12 protein-coding genes are annotated in these 14,704 nt (G+C 63.6%); 2 read left to right on the top strand and 10 right to left on the bottom strand.

The genetic code is table 11. From position 1 onward, the window contains the following. Positions 1–176: 176 nt before the first annotated feature. Both ACVOMF_RS17770 and ACVOMF_RS17765 read right to left on the bottom strand, forming a co-directional pair. A complete protein-coding gene (locus ACVOMF_RS17770) occupies positions 177–938 on the bottom strand; it encodes a porin family protein (RefSeq protein WP_481510435.1) in 762 nt (253 codons plus the stop codon). A gap of 52 nt (positions 939–990) precedes the next feature. Then, on the bottom strand, positions 991–2,055 hold the full coding sequence (locus tag ACVOMF_RS17765; protein ID WP_481510434.1) for a linear amide C-N hydrolase: 1,065 nt from the start codon (positions 2,053–2,055) through the stop codon (positions 991–993). Positions 2,056–2,215: 160 nt separating this feature from the next. Here ACVOMF_RS17765 and ACVOMF_RS17760 point away from each other — a divergent pair, with 160 nt between their 5' ends. Next, positions 2,216–2,542, top strand: coding sequence for a hypothetical protein (locus tag ACVOMF_RS17760; RefSeq protein WP_481510433.1), 327 nt, complete (start codon positions 2,216–2,218; stop codon positions 2,540–2,542). 114 nt (positions 2,543–2,656) lie between these two features. On the opposite strand, the gene dcp is transcribed toward ACVOMF_RS17760, so the two are convergent. From dcp to ACVOMF_RS17720, 8 genes are all read right to left on the bottom strand, one after another. Further along, positions 2,657–4,816, bottom strand: coding sequence for a peptidyl-dipeptidase Dcp (gene dcp / locus ACVOMF_RS17755; RefSeq protein ID WP_481510432.1), 2,160 nt, complete (start codon positions 4,814–4,816; stop codon positions 2,657–2,659). Positions 4,817–4,928: 112 nt separating this feature from the next. After that, positions 4,929–5,531, bottom strand: a complete 603-nt coding sequence (locus ACVOMF_RS17750; RefSeq protein ID WP_481510431.1) for a lysophospholipid acyltransferase family protein — start codon at positions 5,529–5,531, stop codon at positions 4,929–4,931. Positions 5,532–5,534: 3 nt separating this feature from the next. Beyond that, positions 5,535–5,966 carry an alternative ribosome rescue aminoacyl-tRNA hydrolase ArfB gene (arfB, locus tag ACVOMF_RS17745; protein ID WP_481510430.1) on the bottom strand — a complete coding sequence of 144 codons (432 nt, stop codon included), beginning with the start codon at positions 5,964–5,966 and terminating at the stop codon, positions 5,535–5,537. Positions 5,967–6,516: 550 nt separating this feature from the next. Further along, positions 6,517–7,452 carry a hypothetical protein gene (locus ACVOMF_RS17740; RefSeq protein WP_481510429.1) on the bottom strand — a complete coding sequence of 312 codons (936 nt, stop codon included), beginning with the start codon at positions 7,450–7,452 and terminating at the stop codon, positions 6,517–6,519. After that, complete coding sequence (locus ACVOMF_RS17735) at positions 7,449–9,809, bottom strand: LTA synthase family protein (protein ID WP_481510428.1); 2,361 nt, start codon at positions 9,807–9,809, stop codon at positions 7,449–7,451. The genes ACVOMF_RS17740 and ACVOMF_RS17735 overlap by 4 nt, the downstream gene beginning before the upstream one ends. Positions 9,810–9,823: 14 nt before the next feature. Further along, complete coding sequence (locus ACVOMF_RS17730; protein WP_481510427.1) at positions 9,824–11,101, bottom strand: YaiO family outer membrane beta-barrel protein; 1,278 nt, start codon at positions 11,099–11,101, stop codon at positions 9,824–9,826. A 17-nt stretch (positions 11,102–11,118) separates the two neighbouring features. Beyond that, positions 11,119–12,642 (bottom strand): glycosyltransferase family 2 protein, encoded by a 1,524-nt coding sequence (locus ACVOMF_RS17725; protein ID WP_481510426.1) that lies wholly within the window; start codon positions 12,640–12,642, stop codon positions 11,119–11,121. Beyond that, positions 12,639–13,700 carry a HEAT repeat domain-containing protein gene (locus tag ACVOMF_RS17720; RefSeq protein WP_481510425.1) on the bottom strand — a complete coding sequence of 354 codons (1,062 nt, stop codon included), beginning with the start codon at positions 13,698–13,700 and terminating at the stop codon, positions 12,639–12,641. Before ACVOMF_RS17720 ends, ACVOMF_RS17725 begins: the two co-directional genes overlap by 4 nt. 280 nt (positions 13,701–13,980) lie before the next feature. Here ACVOMF_RS17720 and ACVOMF_RS17715 point away from each other — a divergent pair, with 280 nt between their 5' ends. Beyond that, on the top strand, positions 13,981–14,538 hold the full coding sequence (locus ACVOMF_RS17715; protein ID WP_481510424.1) for a DUF2059 domain-containing protein: 558 nt from the start codon (positions 13,981–13,983) through the stop codon (positions 14,536–14,538). The last annotated feature ends 166 nt before the right edge of the window (positions 14,539–14,704 follow it).

The following is a 14,704-nucleotide window of genomic DNA, read 5'->3' as shown; positions in this document are numbered from 1 at the left end:
TTCGGGAGATGGGGCCGGGTGGGGGGATGAGGGTGCGGGGGCAGCTGTAGTGCCGAGCCATGCTCGGAAGAGGCTTTCCCGGTACTACTCCAGCCGAGCATGGCTCGGCTCTACACGGGTCAAAAGCTACCCCTCCCCAGCCCTCCCCTGCACTTCGTGCAAGGGAGGGAGCCAAGCTACTGACCTGCGCCGAAGCGGTAGGTCACGCCCAGCATTGGGCCGGACAGGGATACGTCCAGGCGCTTGCCCTTGTCGCGGTAATCCAGGCTCTGGTGGCGGTAGCCCATCGATACGAACAGCTTGTCCGTTGCCTGGTAATTGGCCAGCGCCAACAGCTGCCAGGTCGAATCCGAACCCACACCAAAACCGCCTACATCCACATAGGCAATGCTGCTCCAGCGTGGGCTCAGCGTCTGCCGCCAACGCACGCCGGCAATCGGATCAACGAAGGTGGAATCCGAACGCGCCGATACCAGGCCAGGCACGTTCACCGCTGCATTGATGTCCCAGTAACGCGCGCCGGCCAACAGGTCGATGCCGGTACGCTCGTTCGCCGACCAGGCATAACCTGCAGTCACGGTTACCGAGGTCTGCTTCACTTTCACGTCCGCAGCCACGCCAATCGGCAGCGGTGTCGAATCCGAGGTGGAGGCGTGGGTGAAATCGGCCTGCAGCACGAAGTTGCCGCGGCGTGCGGTGCCGGTGATGAACGCCGCAGCGTCGAGGTCCTCCATCAGCTCGGAGAAGGACTTGTGCACATCCGCCATCGGCGCGCTGCGGAACGGCCGTACCTGCCCTTCCATGCCGCTCATCCACACATAAGGTGTGGCCTGGAAACGCCAGCTGTCGTCGTTGTCATTGCTCTGTGCGTGCGCAAGCGGCACGCCGCCCATTGCCAACAGCAAGCACAGGCTTTTGCGGGTGGATCGGGTTTTCATTGAAGCTCCAGATGGTGCGTGCCTGCCAGCGCAGGCACGCCGATTGCTCGCCTTATACGCCAAGGAAGCGGAAGGGCTTGGCGTCCTTGAACTGGGCGTTGGCTTCACCCGCGTAGATGGTGCGCTGCTGGTTGCCAAGATCCAGACGCTTCACCTTGCCGCCGCGCTCGCTGAAATCGATCTTCTTCAGGTCCACCCAGAACACATTGGGTGCCAGCGCGGATTCGAAGTAATAGCGCATGCGCGACTGGTCGGAGACCGTGCGCCAGCGCGTGGAGGAAATATTCGGCTGGTCCGGGGTGGTGATGCCGTAAGGCACCGACACATTGCGGATCACGCCGAACACGCTGGCGGTGGATTCCACCGGGTCGGTCGACTTGGGGATCGCGTCGATATAGAAGGCAGCACGCGCGAAGCGATCCGAAGCACGATTGGTGCCCGGCAACATCACCGTGCCCCCGATCTGCCGCCAGTAGGTTTCCAGTGCCAGCTGCTCTTCGAAGATCGGCGAGTTGGTCATCACTTTGTAGTCGCGGCTGTGATGGATGACCTGCTTGCCTTTGATGTACTCGATGATGGCGCTGTCGCCACTGGCGTCGGAGATGGACAGGTGCAAGGTGGCCAGGCGCTGCTCACCGGGCGCTGCATCGCTGACCAGGGTGAAGGGCTCGGCGCTCAACACCTTCACTGCTTCCTCGACGGTGGCGAAGTTGTCGAGCATGTACTGCGTCCACACCGAGATGGCCAGGCCGGGCTTGCCGCTGTTGCGCTCGGGGTATTCGGACTCGGCCAACCACAGCAGGTTGGCGACCAGGCCGGCTTCGTTCATGCCATCGGTGGTGGAGATGTCGTAGGCACTGGCGATGACGCTGCCGTAGCGCGAGGTCCACTTCAGCGTATCCGGGCCGGTCTCGCCGTTGCGCTGCATGCCGCGCGGGAACATCCACAGATGGGTGCCGGTGTCGATCTTGTAGTCCATCGAACGGCCGGTAAAGATTTCATTGCCGGCGCCGTGATAGACGAAGCGGGTGCAGGCGTCGGCCTGCTGCTGCACACCAGCCATTCCGAAAAGCGCGGTGGCACAGGCGGCAATGATGGATCGCTTGGCTGATTTCATGGGGTAGCTTCCTTGGCTTGATCAGGTCAGAGATACAACCGGAACGATCCTAGCAGCCATTCATTGTCCGATCGCGACAGGGTTGGCAGTCTCGAAAATCAGCAATCAGACAATTGAGCGCTGCTATGCTCCGCACATATTCGAACGGAGGAACTGCCCCATGCCTCAAATCACACCACATCACACTGCCGCCATCCTCCGCCCGCTGCTGGTCGGCGGCCTGCTGAGCATCGCCCTGAGCGGCTGCCTGAGTGCACCGCCGCTTTCCGACGACCCCAACTTCGGCCGCTGCAGCGATACCTCCGTGCAATGGGCTGTGGGCACGGTCAATGACGAAGCCACCGTGCGTCGCCTGAAGACCGAGAGCGGTGCCGGCCTGGTCAATCCGATCGGCCCGACCACCATCGTCTCGCGCGATATCCGCCAGGACCGCCTGCGCGTCTACACCGATGCCAACAACGTCATCACCAAGGTGCGTTGCGAGTAACACCAGCGCGCTGCAACTAGCAGCTCAGCACGCGCACAAACACGAACGGCAGGGTTTCCCCTGCCGTTCGTCGTTTCACACGCTCACAAGTGCGAACGCTTGTTTCAAGGCCGCTTACTTCAAACCGCGGTTGTGCAGCAGCGGCTCGACGCTCGGGTCCTTGCCGCGGAAATCGCGGTAGGCCGTTGCCAGGTCACGGGTATTGCCGATCGACAGGATCTTGTCGCGGAACACCTGGCCGTTCTCACGGGTCAGGCCGCCGTTTTCCTTGAACCACTCGAAGGCGTCATGGTCGATCATCTCCGCCCAGAAGTAGGCGTAGTAACCGGCCGAGTAACCGCCGCCCCAGATGTGGTCGAAGTAGCTGCTGCGGTAACGCGGCGGCACCTGTGCCAGGTCCACCTTGTAGCGCTTCAGCGCATCGGCTTCGAACTTGTCCACGTCCTGCAGCGGTGCGTCAGCGCCCTGCGTATGCCATGCCAGATCCAGCAGCGCCGCCGACAGGTACTCGGTGGTCATATAGCCTTGGTTGAAGGTCTTGGCCTTGGCGATCTTGTCGACCAGGTCCTGCGGCATCGCTGCCTTGGTCTGGTAGTGCTTGGCGTAGTTGGCGAACACCTTCGGGTCCGAAGCCCAGTGTTCGTTGAACTGCGACGGGAACTCGACGAAGTCACGCGGCACGCCGGTGCCGGCCACGCTCGGGTACTTGGTGTTGGAGAACATGCCATGCAGGGCGTGGCCGAACTCGTGGAACATGGTGGTCACGTCGTCCCAGCTCAGCAGCGCGGGCTGGCCGGCGGCAGGCTTGGTGAAGTTGCTGACGTTGTAGACCACCGGCTTGGTGCCGGTCAGGCCGTCCTGCTCGACGAACACGTCCATCCAGGCGCCACCGGACTTGCTGTCGCGCTTGAAGAAGTCGGCGTAGAACAGCGCCAGCGGCTGGCCGTTGGCATCGGTGACTTCAAACACGCGCACGTCCGGGTGATACACCGGCAGGTCCTTGCGCTCCTTGAAGGTCAGGCCGTAGAGCTGGTTGGCGGCGTAGAAGACGCCGTTCTGCAGCACGTTGTCCAGTTCGAAGTAGGGCTTGATCTGCGATTCGTCCAGGTCGTACTTGGCCTTGCGCACCTGCTCGGCGTAGAAGTCCCAATCCGATGCGCTGGCCTTGAAGCCGCCCTTCTGCGCATCGATCACCTTCTGGATCTCGGCCAGCTCGCCGCGTGCCTTGGCGGTGGCCGCCGGCACGGTGTCGGTCAGCAGCTTGAGCGCGTTGGACGGCGTCTGCGCCATCTGGTCGGTGAGGTTGTAGGCGGCGTAGTTCGGGAAGCCGAGCAGTTTGGCCTTGGCCGCACGCAGCTGGGCCAGGCGCTGGATGATGGCGCGGGTGTCGTTGGCATCGCCGTGCTCGGTGCGGGTTTCCGAGGCCTGCAGCACCTTGGCGCGCACGTCTCGGTCCTGCAGCGAGCCGAGTGCCGGCTGCTGGGTGGTGTTCTGCAGGCTCAGCACCCACTTGCCGTCGAGCTTGCGGCCCTTGGCAGCGTCTTCGGCGGCGGCGATATCGCCCTCGGACAGGCCAGCCAGCTGCGCCTTGTCATCGATGACCACGGCACCGGCGGCGGTGGCCGCGACCAGCTTGTTGTGGAAGTCGTTGGACAGGGTGGCTTCTTCGGCGTTGTACTGCTTCAGCGTTTCCTTGTCGGTATCGCTGAGCTCGGCACCGGCCTTGACGAAGCCCTTGTAGGTTTCCTCGACCACGCGCAGCTGCTCGGCGTCCAGGCCGGCTTCGGCGCGGCCGTCATAGATGCTCTTGATGCGTGCGAACAGCTTGGCATCGAGGTGGATGGCATCGCCATGCGCGGCCAGCTTGGGCACCACGTCTTCCTGGATCTTCTGCCGCTCCGGGTTGGTATCGGCCTGCACCACGCTGAAGAACACGCGGCTGACGCGGTCCAGGATGGCACCGGACTTCTCCATCGGCAGCAAGGTGTTGTCGAAGGTGGCCGGCTGGGTGTTGTCGGTGATCTGCTTGATCTCCGCCAGCTGCTGGCGCATGCCTTCCTCGAAGGCCGGCAGGTAGTCGCTGTCCTTGATCTTGTCGAAGGCCGGCGCCTGGAACGGCAGCGAGCTGACAGTCATGAACGGGTTGGTGGAGGCATCGCCCGGCTTGGCGGCCTCCGCAGGTGCATTGGCGGTCACGGGGGCAGTGGACTCCTTGCCAGAACAGGCGGCCAGCGCAAGGCTGATGGCGGCGGCCAGAACAACGGTACGCGACATGAAACGGCTCCTTGGGAACGGGCTTCGAACAGCCCTTTACCCTACTCCGTTCCCGCGTTGGCAACATGTGCCGATGGTGGCGCCGGCCGGCGCCGGGTGTGTCGGCTGGCGCTCAGCTGGAGCTGTGGTTCTTGCCCTGCCACTGCCGGTACCACTGGCGGATGGCGGCCATGTCGGCCACGTCATCACCGCTGGTGTGGAACACCGGGCCGAAGCCGATGACCTTTTCCGGGTAGTGGAAATAGGCCGGCAGGATCGGCACATCGGCCATGCGCGCGATCTTCAGGAAGCCGCCCTTCCATTCAGTCACCTGCTTGCGCGTGCCTTCCGGTGCCAGCGCATACCAGACCTGCTCGCTGCCACGGATCATCGCCACCGCCTGGCCCACCGTGCCCTGCGGCGAACTGCGGTCCAGCGGCACCACGCCCATCCGCCGCAGCACCACGCTCAGTGGCCACCAGAACAGCTTGTCCTTGCCGAGGATGCGTGCTTCCAGGCCCAACGCCATCTTTGCCGCCAGCCCCCACAGACCATCCCAGTTGGACGAATGCGGCGCGGCGATCACCACCGCCTTGGCCAGGTCAGGGATGGGCCCACGGATCCGCCAACCGCCCAGACGCAGGATGCTGCGGCCCAGCCAACGGCTGAAGGCGGCGCCCTTGCGCTGCGGCATGGCAGCGGGAATAGCCGGAATGGTCGGCGGTGTGTTGCTCAAGCACTACTCCCAATTACGTGTTGAACGGCCGCGCTTGACCTGCGCGCGTTCTTTTTTCTGATCCAGCCGGCGCAGCTTGGAGCCGTACGAGGGCTTGGTCGCCACCCGTGGCTTGGGCACGCTCAGGCTGGCCTGGATGAAGCTGGCAAGGCGTTCGCGCGCATCCTGGCGGTTACGGTCTTGGGTGCGGAAGCGCTGCGCATCGATCACCAGCACGCCGTCGCCGGTCACCCGGCGGTCGCGGCGGGCCAGCAGGCGCTCGCGCAGTGGTTCGGGCAGGGACGGCGAACCGGCGATGTCGAAGCGCAGTTCCACCGCGGTGGAGACCTTGTTGACGTTCTGCCCGCCAGCGCCAGACGCGCGCACGAAGCGCTCGACGATCTCCGTTTCCGGTATCGCCAATCGTTCCGAGATTTCAATCTGCTCCGTCGCCATCGGCGCATTGTAAGGGCTGTTGCGGTTTTAGCTGCCTCCTGGCGAAAGACGCAGCGCAGCCATCGTCTATCCCCTTGCGCGCGGCTGTTGCCCCCTCCCTTGCGCGGAGCGCAGGAGAGGGTTGGGGAGGGGTGCCTTTCGCGGCTGGCTTTGAGTGCCTGCGCTGGTTCTGAGTACAGCGGCTTAGGGGTTGGGTTTTGCTGGGCGGCTGGAGCTTTAGAAGCCCCCCCCTCCCCAGCCCTCCCCTTTGCTACGCAAAAGGGAGGGAGCGAAGCGTGCACTCGCGTGAGGACTACGGGCGCGCAGCCATCTGCCCCCTCCCTTTCGCGTAGCGCAGGGGAGGGTTGGGGAGGGGTGCCTTTCGCGGCTGAGGTTGAGTGCTTGCGCTGGTTTTGATTACAGAGGCTTGCCGACTGGGTTTTGCTGCGTGGCTGGAGCTTCAGAAGCCCCCCTCCCCGGCCCTCCCCCTGCGCTGCGCGCAAGGGAGGGAGCTCAAGCAACAGCACCCCTCCCTGCCCTCCCCTTTGCTACGCAAAAGGGAGGGTTCCATTCACTCCCAGTACTGCCCCGCCCAACGCCGGTAGGCGCGGTAGTGATGAATCGCGAAACCATCAAACGAAGGCTCGTTGCGCAGCGCACGCTCCACCTTGCGCACTTCCTGCTCGAAAACCTTCGGCCCTTCCTCATGGAAGGTGACCTTGTTGATGTCGTTGGACGAGACCTCCAGCCCGATCACCACCTTCTTGCCCACTTCATTGGCATAGGCGATCTCGCTGGCCGCGTGCGACAGGATACTGTCACGGCCCTCGGCCTTGTCGCGGTAGTCCATCAGGGCAACGTAGTCGTAGATGTTGATGGTGTGCTCGCTGACCGGACGATGCCGGCCATTCCAGTCCACCTCGATGCCGTCCAGCCAGAACGGAATCGCAGGGCCAACCGCCAAGGTCGCGCCGCTTTCCTGCTTGATGCGCATCACCGCCGCACTCATGTCGAGGAAGCCCACCAGCAGGTCGGCACGCGTGTCGTCGTCCCACTCATCGAGGATATGCGGCTCGATGTCGAGGTTGGCGCCATCAAAGCGCGCGGCTTCCGGCACCGAGGCGTTGTAGTCCACCACCCGGCGGAACATTGCCTCGGCCTCCTTGCGGTGCTCCGGCAACACGTACTTCTGCGTGCTCAGGTACCAGGAGCCCAGCAAGGCATAGACCTTCATGTTCTTGCCATGCAGGCGCTCGATGAAGGCGCGGTACAACTGTGGCTGCTCGACGATGAGGTTGCGGTCCTTGTAGGCGTCGGCATACAGATACACGGTGTCGATGCGCTGCGACTTCAGGTAGGCCACCGCCTCATCGGCAACCGCCGGGTCTTCGATCATCGCGTACGACTCGGCCTCCCAGGTCCAGATCGCGCGGCTGGCCGCTGCTGCCTGCGCCATCGGCAGCACACACAGCACGGCCAGCAGGCCCAGGCCAAATGCGCGGCTCATTGCGACTTCTCCGCGCCTGCAGCGGCATCCACCTGCAGATGGTAACGGCCCTGCCCGATCGCCTTGCCGTTGTCCGGATCGGATGGGAACACCGACACGTAGCAACGTCCACCGCAATCCTGCGGCAGGCGCAGCTGCAACTGCACCTGCTGACTGCCACCCGGCGGCAGCTGCATTGCCTGCCCGTACACTTCCTGCAGTTCGCGGCCATCCTCCGTCGACATCACCGCCAGCGGCACGAACAAACGACTTGGTTTGGCATCGCCACTGCTGAACACCGCGGTCAAGCGCACGCCATCGGCGACGGTGGCAAGCTCGGCCGAGGCCAACGACAAACCATGCGCTACCGGTGCGGCCGCCACTTCGGCAGCCGCCGCGGGCGCGCTGTACGCGACCAGCTTCGGCGCCGCACCTTCCGGCGTCAGCGCGTTCTTCTGCATGAAGATCGCATTGGCCTGGGTGTAACGCTGCAGTCGCTGTGTAGCCCAGGCGAGCACGCTGGCGTCATCGGTCTCGGCCAGGTGCATACCGTCCTGCAATTCGTACAATTTTCCATCATGCAGCCACCAACGCCCGGCCAGATATTCCGGTGCACTGGTCTTGGTCTGCTTCAACGGGAATTGCTGATTGCTGCGGAAGCTCTCGGCCATGTCCAGGCCGGTGCCCAACCACGGTGTTTGTGCCGGCCGCTTCAAGCCATAGGTATTGGACAGCAAGGCCATCAACGACGGCGTCACGTCCAGCTGCGAGGACACCGCGCGGATGCGCTTGGGCTGCTTGAGCAGCGGCGAGAACACGATCAGGGGCACGTGGTAACGGTCCACATGCTCGCCCATCGGAATCTCCGGCAAGCGGTGGTCGCCGGTGATGACGAAGATGGTATTGGCATACCACGGAGTCTTTTCCACCGAGGCGAAATAGCGGCGCAGCTGCTCGTCGGTGTACAGGATGGTGGCGTAGATATCGGTGCTGGCGCGATAGCTGGCACGCTCGGCATCGGGCACCTGCAGCTGCTGCAGGCGCTGCTCGAATTGCTTGCGGTATACGTCCTGATCCGGAAACTCGTAGCTGGTGTGCATCGAGATGGTCTGGATCGCGGTCAGGAACGGCGCCTGCACGCTGTCATTGTCGGCCAGCACCCGCGAGATCAGTTCCTTGTCCGGGTAACCCCAGGCGCTGAACGGATTGCGTTGATAGCCCTCGCCGAAGTTGTTCATGTCGACCAGCGTCTGCACCTGCTGGCCCTGCATGTAGGCGCGCTCGTTGTCGAAGCTGGTGTCGGTGCCGTTGTAGAAGGCGGTGTTATAGCCCTGCTGGCGCAGCACGCTGAACAAGCCGGGATGCGCCGGCATGCGATCACCAAGGCCGGTAAAGCCCTCGTCGGCAAACGGTGCCGAACCAATCAGGGTCGGCAGCACACCGAAGGTGCGGCCCTGGTTGGCGAGGAAGTTGTCGAAGTACAGGCTGCGCCCAGCCAGCTCATCGAGGAACGGAGTGAAGCTGCCCAGCGATGCCTGCGGACCGGAGAACGAACGGCCCAGGCCTTCGACCACGATCAACACGACATTCGGCGGTCGGCCATCGCTGGTCGGCGAGAAATTGGGACCCAAGGCATCCGGGGTCTGCTCCGGGTGCAGGAACGGGAAGCTCGGATCCAGCGGGGCTTCATCGCTGGCGACAGCGCTGGGAACGACCGCCACATCCGACTCGCCCTTGAACCAACGCCACACATCGCCGCTGAACCAAGCCAGTTTGTTGCAGGCCAGATCGCGAGAGGCGACGTCCTTCAAGGCCACCGCGCCACTGGGCAGCGGCAGGATCCAAGCGATACCACCAGCAACCAACAATGCCGTGCTCCACACCGTGGAGCCGCGCGCATCACGCCGCGCCAGCCACAGCAGGCCCAGCCACAACACCAGCAGCGGCAGCGCCATCGCCAATACACCGCGCAACCCCAACGGCGCGCCATCGGCCAGCGTGGTGCGGATTTCAGCAAGGCTGTAGCCGAACAGATCCGCGCCCAACGGTACATGCGCCACCTGGAAATACTGGTCGAGCAGCACCTGCACCACGATGAACAGCGACCACAGCACGCCCAAGGCCATGTAGCGCGGCAATGCTCGCTTGATTGCCAGCAAGGGCAGCGACAACAGCACCAGGATCGGCACCGAGCGCAGCAGCATCAGCAGCGCCTGGGCACCGGCAATGCCGGCAATTGCACCGGTCTGCAAGCCACCACCGGCACCTGCAACACCGTTGCTGACCGCCATTGCGACCAGCACCAGCTGCGCAAACAGCAACACCGGGAAGGCCGAAGAAAAGCGCGCCCAGGCGCCGCCGTCATGCGTGGAAATCATCGTCAGCTGCTCCCTTACCAGCGCGTATAGATGGAGCCAGACAAGCGCTGCTCATCAAAGCCGCTGTCGTCATCGGCATAACCGGCGCCCAGCTTGAAGCCCCAGTGGGGTGTGATCTGGTGCCGCCACGCAACGCCGATGGCCGCGTTGTTGTCACGCACCACGCCACCAAAGCGATCCAGGTCGGTGCTGCGGCCGCTGCTGACGCTGACTTCCAGGTAGTCGTCGGCATCGCCCTTGTAGTAATTGCGCAGCAACACGCGATGGCTCCAGCTGCCCGAGCCAACGCCCGGCACATGCTGCAGCTTGTAGCGGCCATACCAGTTGCCGACGTAGCGGCCGACGCCAACGCCGTAGAACTCGGTGGTGTCGGAGAAGCGTAGCTGGTCGACGCTGGCCGACAGTTCCCAGCCGCTGCCCACGCCCTGGAACACTTCCACGCGCCAGCTCTGCCTGGGTAGCACGCCGCTGGACGGACCGCGCTGGTAACGCAGGTTTGCGTAGGCACGCGACCATAGCGGTGCGTAGCCATCAAGCGCCCAGGCAGTGTCGGAGGTGTTGAAGTGATCGGCACGCAGCAGTTCCAACCCGAGCGAGCCGCGTGGGAAGTAACGACGCAGGGTCAGATCGTTGTCGTTCCAGCTATCGCGGCCGCCGCTGAAACGGGTGTGATCCCAGCCCAGGCTTGCACCCCAACGATAGCCATCGGCCGCCACCGCATCCGGGTTGGCCATGCGCGGCAACAGGCTGAGGCGCAGCTCGGCGATCTCCTTGGGATCCGCGCCCAGCGTGGCGGCGGCATCGAAATCGGCACGCGCGGCAGCGGTCTGGCCTAGCGCACGCAATTCGCGGCCACGCGCGATGCGGGCAGCCGGGTCCTGCGGTGCCAGCTCAACCCAATGCGAGTACGCATCGGCGGCCTGCTGCGGACGGTCACTCCAGCGGTACATGTCGCCCAGTGCCGACCATGCGTCGGCATAGGTCGGACTGTTCTTCACTACCTGCTGCAGATCGGCCTCGGCGGCGGCGTACTGGCCGTCCCAGGCGTAAGTGCGGCCACGCGCCAACAGCACGTCGCCGTTGCCCGGATGCTCGGTCAACAACGCGCTGTAGCGGGCGATGGTTGCCGCACGATTATTGGCGTCGGACTGCTCGCGGATCTGCTGCAGCTGCAGGGTCAGGCTGTCAGGCGCTTCCTGGGCGAACGCGAACAACGGCGCAGCGGCCAACGCCAGCAACAGGCAACGCGACAACACATGGCGGGGCGCACGGAGGGAGTGGTGCTGGGTCATGGAACGGTTCCTGGCAATCATTGGTTGATACTCGATTCGCTTACCACCGACGATGCAACTGCCACCGCCACCGGCACTTCTTCCTTCTGGTTCTGCTGCCAGGAACCATCACGACTGATGCGCCCCCAGCTATGCCGCTTGCGACGGGTGAACATCCAGCGGATGGTGGCGGAGAAACGCCATACCGAATTCACCTGGCGGTAGCCGAAGTTCTCCAGGATCGCCACCACGAACAGACGCAGCTGCTGCGCCGGTCGCGAATACAGACCGAAAGACAGTTCCTCCAGCAGCATCGCGTTGACCGAAAGCAGGATGCCCATGCCGACGGCCGCAGCGAGGAAGATCAGGAACACATCCAGCTGCACCAGCCCGCACAGGGCCAGCACGATCATCGAGACATAGCCCACGACCTCGATGATCGGCCCCAGGAACTCGAAGAACAGCATGAACGGGAACGCGACCCAGCCGGCGGCGCCACTGCGGCGGTTGAACAGCATGCCGATATTGGTCCACAGGCTTTCGGCCAGGCCACGCTGCCAGCGCATGCGCTGGCTGCGCAGCGATGACAGGTCGGTGGGGGCCTCGGTCCAGCACACCGGGTCGGGCACGAACACGATGCGGTAGTCGCGCTTTTCCTCGCGCAGGTTGCGGTGCAGGCGGATCACCAGGTCCATGTCCTCGCCGACGGTGTCGGTGCGATACCCGCCGATGGCGATCACCCGTTCCTTGTAGAACACACCGAAGGCGCCGGAGATGATCAGCAGCGCGTTCATTGGCGACCAGCCCATGCGTCCGAACAGGAAGGCGCGCAGGTATTCCACCAGCTGGAAGCTGGGCAGCCAGCTATTGGGCAGACCGATCTTGTCGAGCATGCCGTCACGCACGGTGCAACCATTGAGCACACGCACCACGCCACCACTGGCAACCACGCGGCTGTCTTCCAGGAACGGCCGCACCACCCGCGACAGGCTCTCCGGCTGCAGGATGCTGTCGGCATCAACCACGCAGAACAGCGGATAGCGCACGCAGTTGATACCGGCATTGATCGCATCGGCCTTGCCGCCATTGGCCTTGTCGACCATGCGCACGCGCGGACAACTGGCCGAGGCATACACCCCGTGCACCGGTTCGGTCTGCAGTCGGGTGCGATAGGCCTCGGGCACCCGCACGAGTCCGAACGCTTCGATCAACGCATCGCGGGTACGGTCGCTGGAACCGTCGTTGACCACCACGATCTCGAACGCCGGGTAGCTGGTCTTGAGCAGCGAACGAACCGAGGAAACCACCGAGGTTTCTTCGTTGTACGCAGGCAGGATGATGCTTACCGGCGGCTGGTACTCACGCAGGCCGGCCGGCAGGTAATTGGCCCGGTACTCGCGCATGTAGCGCACGATCTGGTAGGCCGAGATGTAGTTCAGCAGCAGGTAGGCCAGATTGATCGCGACGAAGTAGGCCATGAAGAACCATTGCAGCGAATCGGCGATACTCACCCAGGGAATCTGCTGCACGTAGCTCACCAGCATCTGCCAATAAGCGTTCATGTCGCACTCCTCATCGCGTTCTCGGACAGCACCTGATCGATGATGTCGCGCCCGTAGCCATCACTCTGCCGCGATTGCACTTCACGCAATGCGTCGGCGCCCATGCCCGGCAAGCCGAACAAGGCCTGCGCGGTGCGATAGCGCACCCACCAGACGCTGTCCGACAGCAGCGCTTCCAGTCGCCCGGCATCGCCAGGCTCGCCGATGCGGCCCAGCGCCGCTGCCGCGTGCATGCGCACATGCCAACGCGAAGCCGTGAGGAAAGCAATCACGCGCTCGCGATCCTGGCGATCGTTGATCAGCTGCAGGCAGACCGAAATGATGTGGTCATCCACATGCCCTTCCAGCAGTTGCCGCACCACAACCGCCGCACGCTGCGGATCGATGTCGGCAAGGAAGCGCACCAGTTTCACGGTGGAGTCGGCATTGGCACGCAGCAGCGCATTGCTGATCTCGCGGGCAGCGCTGCCGTCCTCGTTTTCGGCCAGGATCCGCGCCACGCTGCCGGTCACCCAATCCTCGCGCTCGGTGATCATCGGCACGAAGGCCGACATGGCGCGCGGCGGATCCACCTGCGCCAACGCCCGCGCTGCACACAGCGAGACAATCGGGCTGCGGTCGTTGAGGAATTTGGCCAGCAGGTCGTAGAGATGCCGGTCGCGCAGATGGCCCAGGGCAATGATGGTCATGGCGCGGTCGTGGTAGCTGCCACGCAACATGCGTTGCGCCGCCTCCTCCAGCCCCACCCGATGACCGAGCGGCGCCAGGCGCCGTACCGACGCTTCCGGCAGGCTCTCGCAGACGCTGTTCCAGGCTTCGACGAAGCCTATGACCTCATCGCGTTGCAATCGGTGCACCGGCACGGTTTCACCGGCAAGCTCGCGCTGCAGAACATCGTTCCAGAACTGCCGGGCCTGGGTGTCACGCTTTTCCCGGCGCTGCGCCCGTACCCGCAGAACAACAATGATCAACAGCAATACCGTGGCCAACAGCAGGGTGAGAATCGCCACCCAACTGGCCACGACAAGTACGGTCGGCCCCTCGAACAGACTGTCCATCGCAGTTCCCTACTTGTTGCGGATACGTGGCTTGCGAGACCACGTACCCCCCCTGGATACAGCTCCTGGTGCCAAGCATAGATAGAAACGTGATTCCCGTCTCTATTTTTCGCAGTTTCAGTAAGGTTTCCGTCATCAAATTATGTTAAGCAAGATCATAAGATGTAAATTTTTCATTAAAAACAATGCGCTACAGCGCACTTCGACACTCGCAACTGTCTGCCCCCCCCCTGCGCCCAGAGGTCAGCAACCTGTCTTCAGCCCCGGCAAGGCCGCGGTTATGCTCAAGCCCAGCCCATCACAAGGACGATCCATGCAGCGCTGCCGCCAGACCCTTCGTACCCGTTGCGCGCCCCTGTTGATCACCGCCAGCCTGTTGCTTGCCGGCATCGCCCCGGCATGGGCAGCCCCTGCCACCGATGCCGACGTCAACCGCCTGCTGGCCGCCTCCCGCGCCCAGAACATGCTCGACGCGATGCTGCCGCAGATGGAAGCCATGCAGGCGCAGCAGTTCGCCGAGATCGCCCAGAAGCAGTCACTGACTGCCGAGCAGAAGGCCGGGCTGCAACGCATCCAGCAGCGCACCTCGCAGACCTTGCGTCAGGCGCTGGCCTGGTCGCAGATGCGGCCGATGTATGTGGACCTGTACAAGCAGTCGTTCTCGAAGGAAGACGTACTGGCGATGGCCGAGTTCTACGAGAGCCCGGCCGGCCAGAGCCTGCTCGACAAGACCCCGGCACTGATGCAGAACCTGATGGTCGCCATCCAGCAGAAGATGACCCCGCTGATGGCGGACCTGCAGAAGGACCTTGAGAAGATCAACAGCGAAGTCAAATAAGCGCCCCAACGGTAGTGCCGAGCCATGCTCGGCAAGGGGCGTTACCGGTAAAGCCGCTCTGGTTCTTTTTGTGGGAGCGGCGTAAGCCCCCAAGCGGGCGATTTTTTAATTAACCGCAAGGCCCCAATATGATTATTTAAGGGCTTAGGGGGGGTAGAGCCCCCCC

The organism is Stenotrophomonas sp. STEN022 (assembly GCF_056760155.1).
The sequence above is the reverse complement of the archived record's forward strand: the minus strand, read 5'-3'. Positions and strand labels throughout refer to the sequence as shown.

Excerpts from the sequence above, each read along its gene's own strand:
- ACVOMF_RS17740 (WP_481510429.1), bottom strand. The coding sequence starts at position 7,452 with ATGAGCCGCGCATTTGGCCTGGGCCTGCTGGCCGTGCTGTGTGTGCTG.
- ACVOMF_RS17765 (WP_481510434.1), bottom strand. The coding sequence starts at position 2,055 with ATGAAATCAGCCAAGCGATCCATCATTGCCGCCTGTGCCACCGCGCTT.
- ACVOMF_RS17760 (WP_481510433.1), top strand. The coding sequence starts at position 2,216 with ATGCCTCAAATCACACCACATCACACTGCCGCCATCCTCCGCCCGCTG.
- ACVOMF_RS17730 (WP_481510427.1), bottom strand. The coding sequence starts at position 11,101 with ATGACCCAGCACCACTCCCTCCGTGCGCCCCGCCATGTGTTGTCGCGT.
- ACVOMF_RS17720 (WP_481510425.1), bottom strand. The coding sequence starts at position 13,700 with ATGGACAGTCTGTTCGAGGGGCCGACCGTACTTGTCGTGGCCAGTTGG.
- dcp (WP_481510432.1), bottom strand. The coding sequence starts at position 4,816 with ATGTCGCGTACCGTTGTTCTGGCCGCCGCCATCAGCCTTGCGCTGGCC.
- ACVOMF_RS17735 (WP_481510428.1), bottom strand. The coding sequence starts at position 9,809 with ATGATTTCCACGCATGACGGCGGCGCCTGGGCGCGCTTTTCTTCGGCC.
- ACVOMF_RS17725 (WP_481510426.1), bottom strand. The coding sequence starts at position 12,642 with ATGAACGCTTATTGGCAGATGCTGGTGAGCTACGTGCAGCAGATTCCC.
- ACVOMF_RS17715 (WP_481510424.1), top strand. The coding sequence starts at position 13,981 with ATGCTCAAGCCCAGCCCATCACAAGGACGATCCATGCAGCGCTGCCGC.
- arfB (WP_481510430.1), bottom strand. The coding sequence starts at position 5,966 with ATGGCGACGGAGCAGATTGAAATCTCGGAACGATTGGCGATACCGGAA.
- ACVOMF_RS17770 (WP_481510435.1), bottom strand. The coding sequence starts at position 938 with ATGAAAACCCGATCCACCCGCAAAAGCCTGTGCTTGCTGTTGGCAATG.